Here is a 15411-nt window from a genome sequence, read left to right on the forward strand (position 1 = left end):
TGGGGCCATGGCGGATCTTCAGGCAGAGCTGCGGCGGACCGTCCGGGGCGAGATCGGTTTCGACGTCACGTCCCGGGCGCTGACGACCATGGACGCGTCCAACTACCGGCGCGTCCCCCTGGGCGTCGTCGCGCCCCGTGACGCCGAGGACGTGGCGGCGACGCTGGCGGCCTGCCGGGCGCACGGGGTGCCGGTCGTGGCGCGCGGCGGCGGCACCTCGATCGCAGGCCAGGCCACCGGCACGGGCGTCGTCCTCGACTTCACCCGCCACATGAACCGCCTGCTGTCCCTGGACCCCGCCTCCCGTACGGCGGTCGTCCAGCCGGGCCTGGTCCTCGACCGCCTCCAACAGGCCGCCACCCCGCACGGTCTGCGCTTCGGCCCCGACCCCTCGACCCACAGCCGCTGCACCCTCGGCGGCATGATCGGCAACAACTCGTGCGGCTCCCACTCCGTCGCCTGGGGCACCACCGCGGACAGCGTCCGCGAACTCTCCGTGATCACCGCACGCGGCGACCACCTGACGCTCGGCCGCGACTGGGCAGGCGCTCCGGAGGGCCTACGACCGCTCGTGGAGGCCGAGTTGGCCCGCCTGCGCACCGGCTTCCCGGACCTCCCCCGCCGCATCTCGGGCTACGCCCTGGACGCTCTCCTCCCCGAGAAGGGCGCGGATGTCGCCCGCTCCTTCTGCGGCAGCGAGGGCACGTTGGGCATCCTCACGGAGGCGGTCGTACGACTCGTCGAGGCACCCCGCGCGCGTGCGTTGGCGGTACTCGGGTACGCCGACGAGAGCGCGGCGGCGGAGGCGGCGGCGGGCCTGCTGGTCCACGGCCCGCTGACGGTGGAGGGAATGGCGGCCGACCTGGTCCGCTCCACGGCCGACCTCCCCCGGGGCGGCGCCTGGCTGTTCGTCGAAACGGGCGGTGACACGGAGGCGGAGGCACGCGCGCGTGCGGAGGCGATCGTCCGCGCGGCCGACGTCCTCGACTCCCTGGTGGTGACCGACCCGTCGGGCCAACGGACCCTGTGGCGGATCCGCGAGGACGCGAGCGGTACGGCGACGCGCATGCCGGACGGTTCGGAGGCGTGGCCGGGGTGGGAGGACTGCGCGGTGCCACCGGCTCAACTGGGCCCGTACCTAAGAGACTTCAGGGGACTGCTGGCCGCGCACAACCTACGGGGCACGCCGTACGGCCACTTCGGGGACGGCTGCATCCACGTCCGCATCGACTTCGACCTGCTGACGGAGCCGGGCGTGGCCCGCTTCCGCCGCTTCTCCGAGGAACTGGCCGAGCTGGTGACCGCCCACGGTGGCTCGCTCTCCGGCGAACACGGGGACGGCCAGGCGCGCGCGGAACTCCTCCCGAAGATGTACGGCGCCGAGATGGTGACTCTGTTCGAGCAGGTGAAGGGGGTGTGGGACCCGGACGACCTCCTCAACCCCGGGATGCTGGTGAGGCCCGCCCCGCTCGACACGAACCTCCGCTTCGCCGTGCTGCCGCGCAAGCCGGTGGATGTGGTGTTCGGCTACCCGTCCGACGGCGGTGACTTCGCGGCGGCGGTGCGGCGGTGCGTGGGGGTGGCCAAGTGCCGTACTCATGAGCCCGCCGGCTCGTCCGTGATGTGCCCGTCGTTCCGCGCGACGGGGGAGGAGGCGCACTCCACACGCGGGCGTGCCCGCCTGCTCCACGAGATGCTCGCGGGCGAACTGGTCACCGACGGCTGGCAGTCGACGGAGGTCCGGGACGCGCTGGACCTGTGCCTGTCGTGCAAGGGCTGCCGTACGGACTGCCCGGTCGGGGTCGACATGGCCACGTACAAGGCGGAGTTCCTGCACCACCACTACGAGGGGCGACGGCGGCCCGCGTCCCACTACACGATGGGGTGGCTGCCGCGCTGGCTGCGGCTGGTGGCACGCACGCGTACCGCGTGGCTGGTCAACTCCCTTGCTTCCGTACGGCCGTTGGGGGCGCTGGCGAAGCGGCTGGGCGGGGTCGCGGGGGAGCGGGGGATTCCTCGGGTGGCGGGGGTGACGTTCATGCGCGGGTGGCGGCGGGAGGTGAGGGCGGCGACGCGGCGGAGCATGCGTGCGGGAGTGGAGGATGTGGAGATGCCCGCGCGGGGTCATGTCTTCCTGTGGCCGGACACGTTTACGGAACACCTCTCGCCGGCGGTCGGGCGGGCGGCGGTGCGGGTGTTGGAGGCGGCGGGGCTGGGCGTGCTCCCGGTCCTGCCGGCGATGAGGAGGCTCAGGAAGCCGGTCTGCTGCGGCCTGACCTATGTGTCGACGGGCCAACTGGACCGCGCTCGCGAGGTGATGCGCCGCACGCTGGACGAGATGAGCCCACTGCTGGACCTGGGCTTCGGGCACGGCGCGGGCACTCCGCACATCGTCGTCCTGGAACCGAGTTGCGCGGCGGCCCTCCGCACGGACCTTCCCGAACTCCTCCCCGACGACCCGCGCGCGGCCCGCCTCGCCGCCTCGGTCCTCACCTTCGCCGAGGCCCTGGAACAGCTCGCCCCCGACTGGACCCCGCCCCGCGTCGACCGCCCGACGGTCGGCCAGACCCACTGCCACCAGCACGCGGTACTCGGCGACACCCCTGACCGCCGCCTGCGCGAGGCGGCCGGCCTCACCGGTGAACTGTCCGGTGGCTGCTGCGGGTTGGCGGGCAACTTCGGTTTCGAGAAGGGGCACTACGAGGTGTCGGCGGCGTGTGCGGAGGAACAGTTGCTGCCGTCGGTACGGGAGGCCCCGGAGGGGGCGGTGGTGTTGGCGGACGGGTTCTCCTGCCGTACGCAGCTGGAGCAGTTGGCGGGGGTGCGAGGGCGGCACCTGGCGGAGGTACTGGCGGACGCGCTGGACGGAGAAGGCAAGTGACCGACGAACTCGGCCGAGTCGCCGTCCTCTCCGACATCCACGGCGTGCTCCCCGCCCTGGAAGCGGTCCTCGCCGAACCGGAGGTGGCCGCGGCCGACCGCATCGTCCTGACCGGCGACATCACAGCCGGCCCCCAACCGGCGGAAGTGGTCGACCTGTTGCGTGCGCAGGGCGACCGCGTGCGGTGGATCGCGGGCAACGCGGACCGCGAACTGGTCGAGTACCGCAGGGGCGAGCGCGACGACATCCCCGACCCGATCGCCCCGTACGCCGCGACCGCGCTCCGCACCGACCAGATCGACTTCCTGGCCGCCCTCCCCAAAACCCTGACCCTCTCGGTCCGCGGCCTCGGCAAGGTCCTGTTCTGCCACGCCACACCCCGCGACGACGAGGAGGTCGTCCTCGTCGACTCCCGCCCCGCCCGCTGGACGGAGGTCCTCACCGGCCTCGACGAGACCGTCCGCACGGTGGTCTGCGGCCACACCCACATGCCGTACGTCCGCCTCGCCCACGGCCGCCTGATCGTCAACCCGGGCAGCATCGGCATGCCGTACGGCCGCACCGGCGCCCACTGGTGCCTGCTGGGCCCCGGCACGGACCTGCGCGTGACGCCGTACGACATCCCGGCGGCGATCACCCGCCTTGTGCGCGAGTCGGGTTACCCGGAGATCGCCGAATGGGCGGACTACTTCCTCAACGCGCGGGCGTCGGACACGGAGGCGCTGGAGACGTTCGGACCTCGGGACGGGCGCGGGTGACTGCCTAGGCTGGCCGTTCGACGACGGTTTCGACCAGCCAGGGAGCCCCGCGTATGACCGACCTCCGCCTCCGCCCCATCACCCCCGCCGAACACCTCGCGTTCATCGCCGCCCGCCCCTCCGCCAGCCATATGCAGGTGCCCTCGTGGGGTGAGGTGAAGCCCGACTGGCGGGCGGAGAGTCTGGGGTGGTTCGAGGAGGAGGACGGCCAACTGGTCGGGGTCGGGCTGGTGTTGTACCGGCCCGTGCCCAAACTCAAGAAGTACCTCGCGTATCTGCCCGAGGGGCCGGTCATCGACTGGCATGCCGCCGACCTCGACCGCTGGCTCGACCCGATGCTCGCCCACCTCAAGTCGCAGGGCGCGTTCACGGTGAAGATGGGCCCGCCCGTCGCCGTACGCCGCTGGAGCGCGGACGCGGTGAAGGCGGCGATCGCCGACCCGGACGCGCGCCGGCTGCGGGACGCGGAGCCCACGTCGTACGAACCGCGTGCCTACGAGGTCGCCGACCGCCTGCGCCGCGCGGGCTGGCAGCAGACGGAGCCCGGGGCAGAGGACGGGTTCGCGGCCGGACAGCCGCGGTACGTGTTCCAAGTGCCGTTCGCCGGACGGTCGTTGGACGACATCCACCGCGGCCTCAACCAGCAGTGGCGGCGCAACATCAAGAAGGCCGAGAAGGCCGGCGTGAAGGTGGTCCAGGGCGGCTACGACGACCTCCCCGCCTTCTACGAGCTCTACGCCGAGACCGCCGAACGCGACCGCTTCATCCCGCGCCCCCTGCCCTACTTCCAGCGCATGTGGACCGCCCTCACCGCCGAACACCCCGACCGCATGCGCCTCTACCTCGCCCACCACGACGGCGAGATCCTCGCCGCGGCCACGATGCTGACGGTCGGACAGCACGTCTGGTACTCCTACGGCGCCTCCACCAGCCGACGGCGCGAGGTACAGCCCAACAACGCCATGCAGTGGCGCATGATGACCGACGCCCACCAACTGGGCGCCGCCGTATACGACTTCAGGGGCATCACCGACACCCTGGAGGAGTCCAACCACCTGCTGGGGCTACTGCGTTTCAAGGCCGGCGCGGGCGGAGAGGCCGTCGAGTACCTGGGGGAGTGGGACTTCCCCCTCAACCGGCTGTTGCACAAGGCGCTGGACCTCTACATGGCGCGCCGCTGAGGGCGGAAGCACAGGTTCATTAAGGCTGCTCTCAGGTTTATTAGAGAACTCTCAGGTTGGCGGCCGTAACTCAGGATTCACAAAGGTATTCACAGCCCATGTTTGCCGTTCTCTCGACGACTTTGCTGCGACTTGGCTTCAGGGCCGTGTAAGTTTCTGGGTGTCGGGAATTCCCCGGGCGGTAAAACGCTCGACTTTGACGCACAAATTCCACTGCACAACCTAGGAGTTCGGAATGGGCCTCAACAAGCTCGCCCCGCTGCCCAAGCCCAAGAAGCAGCAGCTGCCGCCCCCGCCCCCGAAGCCGCGCAAGAAGCACCAGCCGAAGCCCCTGCCGAAGCCGCTGCCCGGCCAGGACAGCTGAACCGGCAGTAGAGGGAGGGCCGACCCACGCAGTCGGCCCTCTTTTCTTTCCTGAATTCGAAAATCCAAGGAATTCTGATGACGGAAAGCGAGCGTATGGTGGACATGGATACGGACGAGGAAGACCTCGAATACGAGGACGACGAAACTCCCACCATTCCCGCCCGCACGGCTTTCCGTCGTTTCTGGCCGCTCACCCGAGGCCTCAGACGCTGGCTGATCCTCGTCTGGGTGTGCACGGTGATCGCCGCCCTCGCCGAGACCGAGTCCATCCTCCTCTTCAGCGACCTCACCGACCACGCCCTGGCGAAAGGGTCGCTGAGCGCGTTCTGGAGCCCGGCCGCCAAATGGCTCGGCGTGGCCCTCGTCGGCGCGGTCGTCGCCTACGCCGGCAACTCCCTCGCCGCCTGGGCCACCGAACGCTTCGTGATGAGATTGCGCGAGCATGTCTTCGACCACGTACAGCAGTTGCCGCCGCACTTCTTCCAACGGCACCGCCAGGGCGACCTGTTGTCCCGCCTGACCAGCGACGTCGAGGCGATCGAGACCCTCGTCGTGTCCGGCGTCGTGGGCACCGCCTCCGCGATCTTCTCCGCGATCTTCTATGCCGCCGCCGCGTTCTGGCTGCGCTGGGACCTGGCCGCGGCCACCTTCGTCCTCGCCCCGCTGTTCTGGCTGGCGGCCCGCCGCTTCTCCGGCTCCATCAAGGACGTGTCGCGGGAAGGCCGGGTGGCCGACGGCGCGATCACCTCCGTCGTCGAGGAATCCCTCGGCAACATCGTCCTCACCCAGGCCTACGGCCGACGCGACGCGGAACGCCGACGACTGAACGAGGAGGCCGGCGCCTGGTTCCGCGCCTCGGTCCGCTCGACCCGCCTCAACGAGGCGTACGAGCAACTCGTCACCGTCATCGAGACGGTGTGCGTGCTCGCCGTCATCGGCATCGGCGCCTGGGAGATCTCCACCGGCCGCATGACCCTCGGCCAGCTCCTCGCCTTCTCCGCCTTCCTCGGCTACCTCTACCCGCCCGTCCGCGGCCTCGCCCAACTCGGCCTCACCATCACCGCCGCCACCGCCGGCGCCGAGCGCCTGATCGAGATCCTGGACGTACGCCCGTCGGTCGCCGACCCCAGCCACGGCACGGAGTTCGGCCGCCCCGACGGCACGGTCGAACTCCGCGACGTCTCCTTCAGCTACCCGGGCGCGGACCGCCCCGCCCTGGAGGGCCTCTCCTTCACCGTCAACCCGGGCGAGCTGGTGATCGTCACCGGCCCCAGCGGCGCCGGCAAGTCCACGGTCTCCAAGATGCTGCTCCGCTTCTACGACCCCGACGCGGGCGAAGTCCTCCTCGACGGCGTACCGTTGCGCGACCTCCCGCTGGCCCGCCTGCGCGAGTACGTCACCCTGCTCCCGCAGGAGACCCTCGTCCTGCACGACACCGTCCGCGCGAACATCGCCTGCGGCCGGCCCGGCGCCAGCGAGCAGGCGATCGTGGACGCGGCGATGGCGGCCGACGCCCACGAGTTCATCCTGCGGCTGCCCGACGGCTACGACACGAAGATCGACCCCAACTCGGCCCGCCTGTCCGGCGGTCAGCTCCAGCGGCTGGCGATAGCGCGGGCGATTCTGCGCGACGCCCCGGTCCTGGTTCTCGACGAACCGACGACGGGGCTGGACTCGATGGCGGCCCGGCGGGTCGTGAAGCCGCTGCGGCGGCTGATGGCGGGACGTACGACCATCATGATCACCCATGACCTCAACCTCGCCCCCGACGCCGACCGCATCCTGGTGGTCGACCGGGGCCGGATCGTGGAGACGGGGCGGCACGACGAACTGATGGCGCGGGGCGGGGCGTACTCGCGGCTGCATCGGTCGCAGAACAACGCGGTGATGGACACCGGGGAGCTGCGGTTGCCGTTGTTCGCGGAGGCGGGGGTTCCGGTGGGGGTTCCTGCGGCTGGGGTTGCCTACGGGTACCCGGCGCCGCCGGTCTTCACCGAGAGCTGGGTGCCTCAGACGTATCAGCCGACATACGCGGAGGCGGAGTACTCCGAGTACCCCGAGTACTCCGATCCGCTCTTCGGGCCGATGCCCACCACGCTCCCTGACGGCCGGCCCCTGTTCCGGGACGAGGTCCCTTGGGGCGGTGTCTGACGCTGCACCGCTGATCGCTTCCAGGGCTCCCCGATGACAGCTGCATAAAGGGTTCGCACACCTGTCGAAGTCCATTACTATGGACTGAGCAGTGCATCGTGATGAACGAATTCGAGCTGAGCCGAGCCCTGGAAGCCCCGTGAGCATCCCCAGTACGTCGTCGACCTCCGCCCCCGTGGCCACCGCGCCCGTCGCCCCGCGCCGCCTCGGCTCGCTCGGACCGGTGGGTCTGGTGCTGGCCGGGGGTGTCTCGGTGCAGTTCGGCGGTGCGCTGGCGGTGACACTGATTCCGAGGGCGGGGTCGCTGGGTGTGGTGACGCTCCGCCTGCTGATGGCGGCGGTGGTCCTGCTCGTGATCTGCCGCCCGAGCCTGCGCGGCCACTCGCGCATGGACTGGGGCACGGTCGTCGTCTTCGGCGTCACGATGGCCGCGATGAACGGCCTCTTCTACCAGTCACTGGCCCGCATCCCTCTGGGGCCGGCGGTGACGCTGGAGGTGCTGGGTCCGCTTGCCCTATCTGTGCTGACGTCCCGGCGCGCGCTGAACGCCGTGTGGGCGGGGCTCGCCCTGGCGGGCGTCTTCCTCCTCGGTGGCGGAGGTTTCAGCAGCCTGGACCCTGTAGGTGTGGCCTTTGCCCTGGCGGCCGGCGCCATGTGGGCGACGTACATAGTTTTCAGTGCCCGTACGGGGCGCCGCTTTCCGCAGGCCGACGGGCTGGCGTTGGCGATGGTTGTGGCGGCGGTCGTGTTCCTGCCGCTCGGTATCGCGGAATCGGGCACGAGACTTCTGAACCCCGTCACGATCGCCCTCGGCTCGGTGGTCGCGGTTCTCTCTTCCGTTCTGCCCTACACCCTTGAGCTTCTGGCTCTGCGCCGCCTTCCCTCCTCCACCTTCGCCATCCTGATGAGCCTGGAACCTGCCGTGGCTGCGACGGCGGGCTTCCTGATCCTTCACCAGGCGCTGTCCGTCCCTGAAGCCATGGCTATCGCCCTTGTTATCGCGGCGAGTATGGGGGCTGTGCGGACACAGGTGGGGCGGGGAAAGGTGAACGCGTAGGTGGCTGTTGGGCCACTCGCTTCTTGGTCAGTGTCGGGCTTCCACGGCCCGAGTAAAGGGCGCTCCGCTGCGCTGCGCGTCGGCTGCGCCGATTGCGCTGCGCTCCACCCTTGACTCGGGCCGCTCCAGCCCGTTGGAGAAGCGAGCGAGCGGCCCGGAGGAACGGGTGGCCGAGGCAGGATGGCCATCACCGGTACTGCGTTGCGGGCCGGGGTGGAGGGGCGCGTCAGCGTCTCGCCTGCACGCCGCCTCGGCTCAGCGGCCAACCGCGAGTGGGTGAGTGCGTGAGCGCGTGGGTGGGTGGGGGTGCTGGAAGGTGTGTGGGTCAGACTAACCACTGACCTGTCCCATGACTGGTTAGAAAAGTCCCCAGCCTCTGCAGTCCTGTAGGGAGAGGGGCGGGGGCTGGGGTGGGGTGGTCCGGAAAGTGTGACACTTCCGCTTCGACTGTCACACTTCCACGGACCGGGTACCCCGGGGGGCGCCTCAGGGCCGGGGGGAGCGGGGATGTGATCGTGTCCTGTCCGTCGGCGCCCGCCACCCACCGGGCCTCCACCCACCCCTCTTCACTCCCCACGCCCCACTCGCCGTTGGCCGCTGAGCCGGCCCGGCGTGCAGGCGAGACGCGAGCGCGCCCCCGAACACCGGCCCGCAAGGCAGTACAGGCAAGGGCCATCCTGCCTGGGCCACCCATCCCTCGGGGCCGCCCGCTCGCTTCTCAAACGGGATTGCGTGAGACGAGTCAAGGGTGGAGCGCAGCGGAATCGGCGCAGCCGACGCGACCGCAGGGAGCGCCCTTTACTCGGCTCACGCAATCCCGACACTGACAAAGAAGCGGGCGGCCCAACGACCACTTCACGACTCAGGCCCAGAGCAACCCGCCTCCCCATCTCATCCCAGCCGAACCTAAATAATGCAAGCACGCTTGATTGTTTCTGATGCCCCTGCCATGCTCCCCCCATGTCCGATCCGACGCGCGTGCTCGACGACCTGCGTGAGGAGAGCGAGGAACTCGACCGGCTTGTGGCCGAGTTGAGCCCGGAGGGCTGGGCGCTCGCGACCCCCGCTGCCCGCTGGACCGTCGCCCACCAGATCGCCCACCTGGCCTGGACCGACCATTCCGCCCTGCTTGCCGTGACGGACGAGGCCGCGTTCGGGGCGCTGGTCGAGAAGGCGCTCGCCGCTCCCGAGTCGTTCGTGGACGCGGGGGCGGAGGAGGGGGCCGCGAAACCGCCTGCCCAGCTTCTCGCCGACTGGCGGGCCGGGCGGGTCGCCCTGTTGGCTGCCCTGAGTGCCGCACCTACAAAAACCCGCTTCCCCTGGTACGGGCCACCCATGTCGGCCGCCTCTATGGCTACCGGCCGTCTTATGGAGACCTGGGCCCATGGGCAGGATGTTGCTGACGCGGTCGGTGTGGTTCGGCCACCTACAGACCGCCTTCGGCATGTGGTGCGCATCGGTGTGCGTGCACGTGACTTCGCCTTTGGCGTCCATGGGCTGACCCCGCCGAGTGAGGAGTTTCGTGTTGAAGTCCGCGCTCCGTCAGGTGAGTTGTGGAGCTACGGCCCTGACAGTGCTCCGCAACGTGTCACCGGAGCCGCCCTCGACTTCTGTCTTCTCGTCACCCGGCGAGCCCATCGCGCCGACCTCGCCGTGCGGGCCGAAGGGGCCGACGCCGATCGGTGGCTCGACATCGCGCAGGCCTTCGCGGGACCACCCGGTGCCGGGCGCCCGCCGAAGCAGGGGCAGGGGGGCGGCCAGTGAGCTCCCGGAGCGGACCGGGGCCCGTCCCGCTCCGGATAGGTAACGCCTCCGGCTTCTACGGCGATCGGTTCGACGCCCTGCGGGAGATGCTCACCGGTGGTCGACTGGACGTTCTCACCGGCGACTACCTCGCCGAGCTGACCATGCTCATCCTGGGGCGGGACCGGCTCAAGGACCCCGGCGCCGGGTACGCCCGCACCTTCCTGAAGCAGTTGGAGGAGTGCCTCGGCCTCGCCCATGAGCGGGGGGTGCGGATCGTCACCAATGCCGGGGGGCTCAACCCGGCCGGACTCGCCGACGCCGTAAGGAAGTTGGCTGATCGGCTCGGGATAGCTGCACGGGTTGCTCATGTGGAAGGGGACGATCTCGCCGGGCGGTATCCGGGTGCCCTTGCCGCCCACGCCTATCTCGGTGGGTTCGGTATCGCCGCCTGTCTCGACGCGGGGGCCGACGTCGTGGTCACCGGGCGTGTCACCGATGCGGCCCTCGTCACCGGTCCTGCCGTCGCTCACTTCGGGTGGGGGCCCGACGACTACGACCGGCTCGCGGGTGCCGTGGTCGCCGGGCATGTGCTGGAGTGCGGGACGCAGGCCACCGGCGGCAACTACGCCTTCTTCACCGAGCATGCGCCTGAGAAGCTCCGCCGGCCCGGCTTTCCGCTTGCCGAGATTCATGAAGACGGCTCCTGTGTCATCACCAAACATCCCGGCACGGGTGGGGTTGTGGACGTGGGTACCGTCACCGCGCAGCTGCTCTACGAGACGCACGGTGCCCGGTACGCCGGTCCCGATGTCACCGCCCGCCTCGACACCGTCCGGATCGGGGCGGACGGTCCCGATCGGGTGCGTGTCGAGGGTGTGCGGGGGGAGGCTCCGCCGCCGACCCTCAAGGTCGGGCTCAACCGGCTGGGCGGGTTTCGCAACGAGGTCACCTTCGTGCTCACGGGGCTCGACATCGAGCGCAAGGCCGCTCTCGTCCGGGAGCAGATGGATGCCGTGTTCGGCGAGGGGAACGCCAAGTCCCGGCCCGGTGAACTCCGTTGGGATCTCGCCCGTACCGATCATGTCGATGCCTCGACCGAGGAGACGGCGAGTGCGCTGCTGCGGCTCGTCGTGCGGGACTCCGATCAGGAGGTCGTCGGGCGGTCGCTGAGCGCTGCCGCCGTCGAGCTCGCGCTGGCCAGTTACCCCGGCTTCCATGTGCTGACCCCACCTGGAAAGGGAGCGCCCTATGGCGTCTTCGATGACGTGTATGTCCCCCATGGTGCCGTCGACCATGTGGCCGTCCTCCATGACGGGCGCCGGGTTGCTGTGGCCCCGGCCCACGACACCCTCGTACTGGAAGACGTTCCGCAGCCGGCCCTCCCCGAGCCTCTGCCACAAGGGGCCACGGCGCGGGCGCCCCTTGGTCTGGTCGCCGGGGCCCGTAGCGGTGACAAGGGAGGGAACGCCAACGTGGGGGTGTGGGCGCGTTCGGATGCGGCGTGGCGCTGGCTCGCCCATGCGCTGACCGTCGAGCGGTTCCGGCAACTCCTTCCGGAGACCGCCGAGTTGGGCGTGGTGCGGCACGTGCTGCCCAACCTTCGTGCCCTCAACTTCGTTGTCGAGGGGATTCTCGGTGAGGGCGTCGCCGCCCAGCATCGTTTCGATCCGCAGGCCAAGGCCCTGGGCGAATGGCTGCGTTCCCGTCGTCTGGACATTCCGGAGGTCCTGCTGTGACCGTCCTTCCGTCGGCCCTGGACACCAACGGTTCCGACTACGCGGCCAACCGCGAGGCCATGCTCACCAAGCTCGCCGACCTCGACGCCGAGCATGCGAAGGCTCTTGCGGGTGGCGGGCCGAAGTATGTCGAACGGCACCGTAAGCGCGGCAAGTTGCTCGCCCGCGAGCGCATCGAGCTGCTCCTCGACCCCGACACCCCCTTCCTCGAACTCTCCCCGCTCGCCGCCTGGGGGAGTGACTACGCGGTCGGTGCCTCGCTCGTCACCGGGATAGGTGTGGTCGAGGGCGTGGAGTGCCTGATCACCGCCAACGACCCCACCGTGCGCGGCGGGGCCAGCAATCCCTGGTCGCTGAAGAAAGCCCTGCGCGCCAACGACATCGCTCTCGCCAACCGGCTGCCCTGCATCAGCCTTGTGGAGTCCGGTGGTGCCGATCTGCCGTCCCAGAAAGAGATCTTCATCCCCGGCGGCGCCATCTTCCGTGACCTGACCCGGCTTTCGGCCGCCGGTATCCCGACGATCGCGGTCGTCTTCGGGAACTCGACCGCCGGTGGCGCGTACATCCCGGGCATGTCCGACCACGTCATCATGGTCAAGGAGCGCGCGAAGGTGTTCCTCGGCGGGCCGCCGCTCGTCAAGATGGCGACCGGTGAGGAGAGCGACGACGAGTCGCTCGGCGGCGCCGAGATGCACGCGCGGGTCTCGGGGCTCGCGGACCACTTCGCCGTGGACGAGCAGGACGCGCTGCGGCAGGCGCGGCGCGTGGTCGCCCGCCTCAACCACCGCAAGGCGTACGGCGATCCGGGGCCTGCAGCACCTCCCAAGTACGACGAGGACGAGCTCCTCGGCATCGTCCCGGGGGACCTGAAGACCCCCTTCGATCCCCGCGAGGTCGTCGCCCGCCTCGTCGACGCCTCCGACTTCGACGAGTTCAAGCCCCTCTACGGCACGAGCCTGGTGACGGGTTGGGCCACCTTGCACGGCTATCCGGTCGGCATCCTCGCCAACGCCCAAGGGGTCCTCTTCAGCCAGGAGTCCCAAAAGGCCGCCCAGTTCATCCAGTTGGCCAACCAGCGCGACATCCCCCTCCTCTTCCTGCACAACACCACGGGCTACATGGTCGGCAGGGAGTACGAACAGGGCGGCATCATCAAGCACGGCGCGATGATGATCAACGCCGTCAGCAACAGCCGCGTACCGCATCTGTCCGTGCTCATGGGCGCCTCGTACGGCGCCGGGCACTACGGCATGTGCGGGCGCGCCTACGACCCCCGTTTCCTCTTCGCCTGGCCCAGCGCCAAGTCCGCCGTCATGGGCCCCCAGCAGCTCGCCGGTGTCCTGTCGATCGTCGCCCGGCAGTCGGCCGTGGCGAAGGGGCAGCCGTACGACGAGGACGCGGACGCGGCGCTGCGCGCCATGGTGGAGCAGCAGATCGAGTCCGAGTCCCTGCCGATGTTCCTGTCGGGGCGGCTGTACGACGACGGTGTCATCGACCCGCGCGACACCCGCACCGTCCTCGGCCTGTGCCTGTCCGCCATCCACACGGCGCCCTTCGAGGGTGCGCGCGGTGGCTTCGGCGTCTTCCGGATGTGAGGCCCATGACCGACGTGAGGGACCACATGATCGCGACCGTCCTCGTCGCCAACCGGGGCGAGATCGCCTGCCGGGTCTTCCGTACCTGCCGTGAGCTGGGCATCCGCACGGTCGCCGTGCACTCGGACGCCGACGAGAACGCGCTGCACGCGCGCATGGCCGACGCGACGGTACGGCTGCCGGGGGCGACGCCCCAGGAGACGTATCTGCGCGGCGAGTTGATCGTGAAGGCGGCCGTCGCGGCGGGCGCGGACGCGGTGCACCCCGGCTACGGCTTCCTCTCCGAGAACGCCGACTTCGCCCGCGCCGTCCAGGCCGCCGGCCTGGTCTGGATCGGCCCCCCGCCCGAGGCGATCGAGGCGATGGCCTCCAAGACCCGCGCCAAGGAACTGATGGGGATCGCCTCCCTGGAGCACGTCACCGAGGCCGACCTGCCGGTCCTGGTGAAGGCGGCGGCGGGCGGCGGCGGACGCGGTATGCGGGTCGTACGGCAACTAGCCGATCTCGACGCCGAGTTGACGGCCGCCCGCGCCGAGGCGGTGAGCGCCTTCGGCGACGGCGAGGTCTTCGTCGAGCCCTACGTGGAGGGCGGCCGACACGTCGAGGTGCAGATCCTCGCCGACACCCACGGCACGGTGTGGGCCCTCGGCACCCGGGACTGCTCCCTCCAACGCCGCCACCAGAAGGTGATCGAGGAGTCCCCGGCCCCGGGCCTGTCGGATCAACTGGCGGAGGAACTGAGCGAGTTGGCCGTACGGGCCACCCGCGCGGTCGCCTACGAGGGCGCCGGAACCGTCGAGTTCCTGGTCTCTCCCGACGGCAAGGCCCACTTCCTGGAGATGAACACCCGCCTCCAGGTCGAACACCCGGTGACAGAGGCCGTGTTCGGCATCGACCTGGTGGCACTCCAACTGCGCATCGCGGAGGGCGAGCCCCTCGAAAGCGACCCCCCGCACCCGCGCGGCCACGCCATAGAGGCCCGCCTCTATGCCGAGGACCCGGCAACCGACTGGACCCCCCAGACAGGCACCCTGCACCGCATAGCCGTCCCGAGCGGCGTCCGCCTGGACACCGGCTACACCGACGGCAACGACATCGGCGTCCACTACGACCCGATGCTCGCCAAGGTCGTAGCCCACGCGCCCACCCGAGCGGAGGCCCTCCGCAAACTCGCCGGAGCCCTGGACCGGGCAACGATCCACGGCCCGCTCACCAACCGCGCCCTCCTCGTCAACTCCCTGCGCCACAAGGAGTTCACGACCGCCCACATGGACACGGGTTTCTACGACCGCCACCTCCCGGAACTCACGGAGGCAGCCCCCGACCCGCACGCCCCCCTCGCCGCCGCCCTGGCCGACGCCCACGGCCGCTCCCGCTTCGGAGGAGGCGGCTGGCGCAACCTCCCCTCCCAGCCCCAGACCAAGCGCTACGCCATGGGTGACACTGAGTACGAGGTCCAGTACCGCCACACGAGGGAGGGCCTGAGCGCGGACGGGGTGCGCGTCATCCACGTGGACGCCGGTCTGGTCGTACTCGAAGTGGACGGCGTACGGCGGAAGTTCGAGGTAGCGCGCTACGGCGACGGCGACCAGGTGTACGTGAACACCACCGCGCTGACGGCCCTGCCCCGCTTTCCCGACCCCGCCGCCCAACTGGCCCCGGGCTCACTGCTCGCCCCCATGCCGGGCACGGTGGTGAGGGTTGCGGAGGGCCTGGCCGTAGGAGTTGAAGTAACGGCCGGTGAGCCCTTGTTGTGGCTGGAGGCAATGAAGATGGAACACAAGATCACAGCCCCGGTAACAGGCAATCTGACGGCCCTGAACGCAGTACCTGGCCAACAAGTCCAGCTAGCCGCTCTATTGGCGGTAGTGAAGCCCACCTGAAGGGGCGCGGGGCTGTATCTATTTGCGGCTACCGCCGCGCGAGCGCGACCAGCCACA

The 15411-nt window shown here is 70.0% G+C and carries 10 protein-coding genes; all 10 read left to right on the forward strand.

Features of this window, described 5'->3' with window-relative positions; translation table 11 throughout:
- Nucleotides 1-7 precede the first annotated feature (7 nt).
- The 10 genes from AB0I69_RS26915 (at nt 8) to AB0I69_RS26960 (ending at nt 15354) form a co-directional block, all read left to right on the forward strand.
- On the forward strand, nt 8-2881 hold the full coding sequence (locus AB0I69_RS26915) for an FAD-binding and (Fe-S)-binding domain-containing protein (protein WP_363098241.1): 2874 nt from the start codon (nt 8-10) through the stop codon (nt 2879-2881).
- Nucleotides 2878-3639 carry a metallophosphoesterase family protein gene (locus AB0I69_RS26920; protein WP_363098242.1) on the forward strand — a complete coding sequence of 254 codons (762 nt, stop codon included), beginning with the start codon at nt 2878-2880 and terminating at the stop codon, nt 3637-3639. Before AB0I69_RS26915 ends, AB0I69_RS26920 begins: the two co-directional genes overlap by 4 nt.
- Nucleotides 3640-3692: 53 nt before the next feature.
- The gene (locus AB0I69_RS26925; protein WP_363098243.1) at nt 3693-4820 is read left to right on the forward strand and encodes a peptidoglycan bridge formation glycyltransferase FemA/FemB family protein; all 1128 of its coding nucleotides are present in this window, start codon (nt 3693-3695) and stop codon (nt 4818-4820) included.
- A 235-nt stretch (nt 4821-5055) separates the two neighbouring features.
- Nucleotides 5056-5184 (forward strand): hypothetical protein, encoded by a 129-nt coding sequence (locus AB0I69_RS26930; RefSeq protein ID WP_327403241.1) that lies wholly within the window; start codon nt 5056-5058, stop codon nt 5182-5184.
- 104 nt (nt 5185-5288) lie between these two features.
- Nucleotides 5289-7337: an ABC transporter ATP-binding protein gene (locus AB0I69_RS26935; RefSeq protein ID WP_363098313.1), complete on the forward strand. Its 2049-nt coding sequence runs from the start codon at nt 5289-5291 to the stop codon at nt 7335-7337.
- A gap of 175 nt (nt 7338-7512) precedes the next feature.
- Nucleotides 7513-8394, forward strand: coding sequence for an EamA family transporter (locus tag AB0I69_RS26940; RefSeq protein WP_363098244.1), 882 nt, complete (start codon nt 7513-7515; stop codon nt 8392-8394).
- Between the two features lie 960 nt (nt 8395-9354).
- Nucleotides 9355-10158 carry a TIGR03084 family metal-binding protein gene (locus tag AB0I69_RS26945; protein ID WP_363098245.1) on the forward strand — a complete coding sequence of 268 codons (804 nt, stop codon included), beginning with the start codon at nt 9355-9357 and terminating at the stop codon, nt 10156-10158.
- The gene (locus tag AB0I69_RS26950) at nt 10155-11876 is read left to right on the forward strand and encodes an acyclic terpene utilization AtuA family protein (RefSeq protein WP_363098246.1); all 1722 of its coding nucleotides are present in this window, start codon (nt 10155-10157) and stop codon (nt 11874-11876) included. The genes AB0I69_RS26945 and AB0I69_RS26950 overlap by 4 nt, the downstream gene beginning before the upstream one ends.
- Nucleotides 11873-13471, forward strand: a complete 1599-nt coding sequence (locus tag AB0I69_RS26955) for a carboxyl transferase domain-containing protein (RefSeq protein ID WP_363098247.1) — start codon at nt 11873-11875, stop codon at nt 13469-13471. Before AB0I69_RS26950 ends, AB0I69_RS26955 begins: the two co-directional genes overlap by 4 nt.
- Nucleotides 13472-13497: 26 nt before the next feature.
- The gene (locus tag AB0I69_RS26960; RefSeq protein ID WP_363098314.1) at nt 13498-15354 is read left to right on the forward strand and encodes a biotin carboxylase N-terminal domain-containing protein; all 1857 of its coding nucleotides are present in this window, start codon (nt 13498-13500) and stop codon (nt 15352-15354) included.
- The last annotated feature ends 57 nt before the right edge of the window (nt 15355-15411 follow it).

It is taken from the genome of Streptomyces sp. NPDC050508, from assembly GCF_040655155.1.
Classification (GTDB): domain Bacteria; phylum Actinomycetota; class Actinomycetes; order Streptomycetales; family Streptomycetaceae; genus Streptomyces.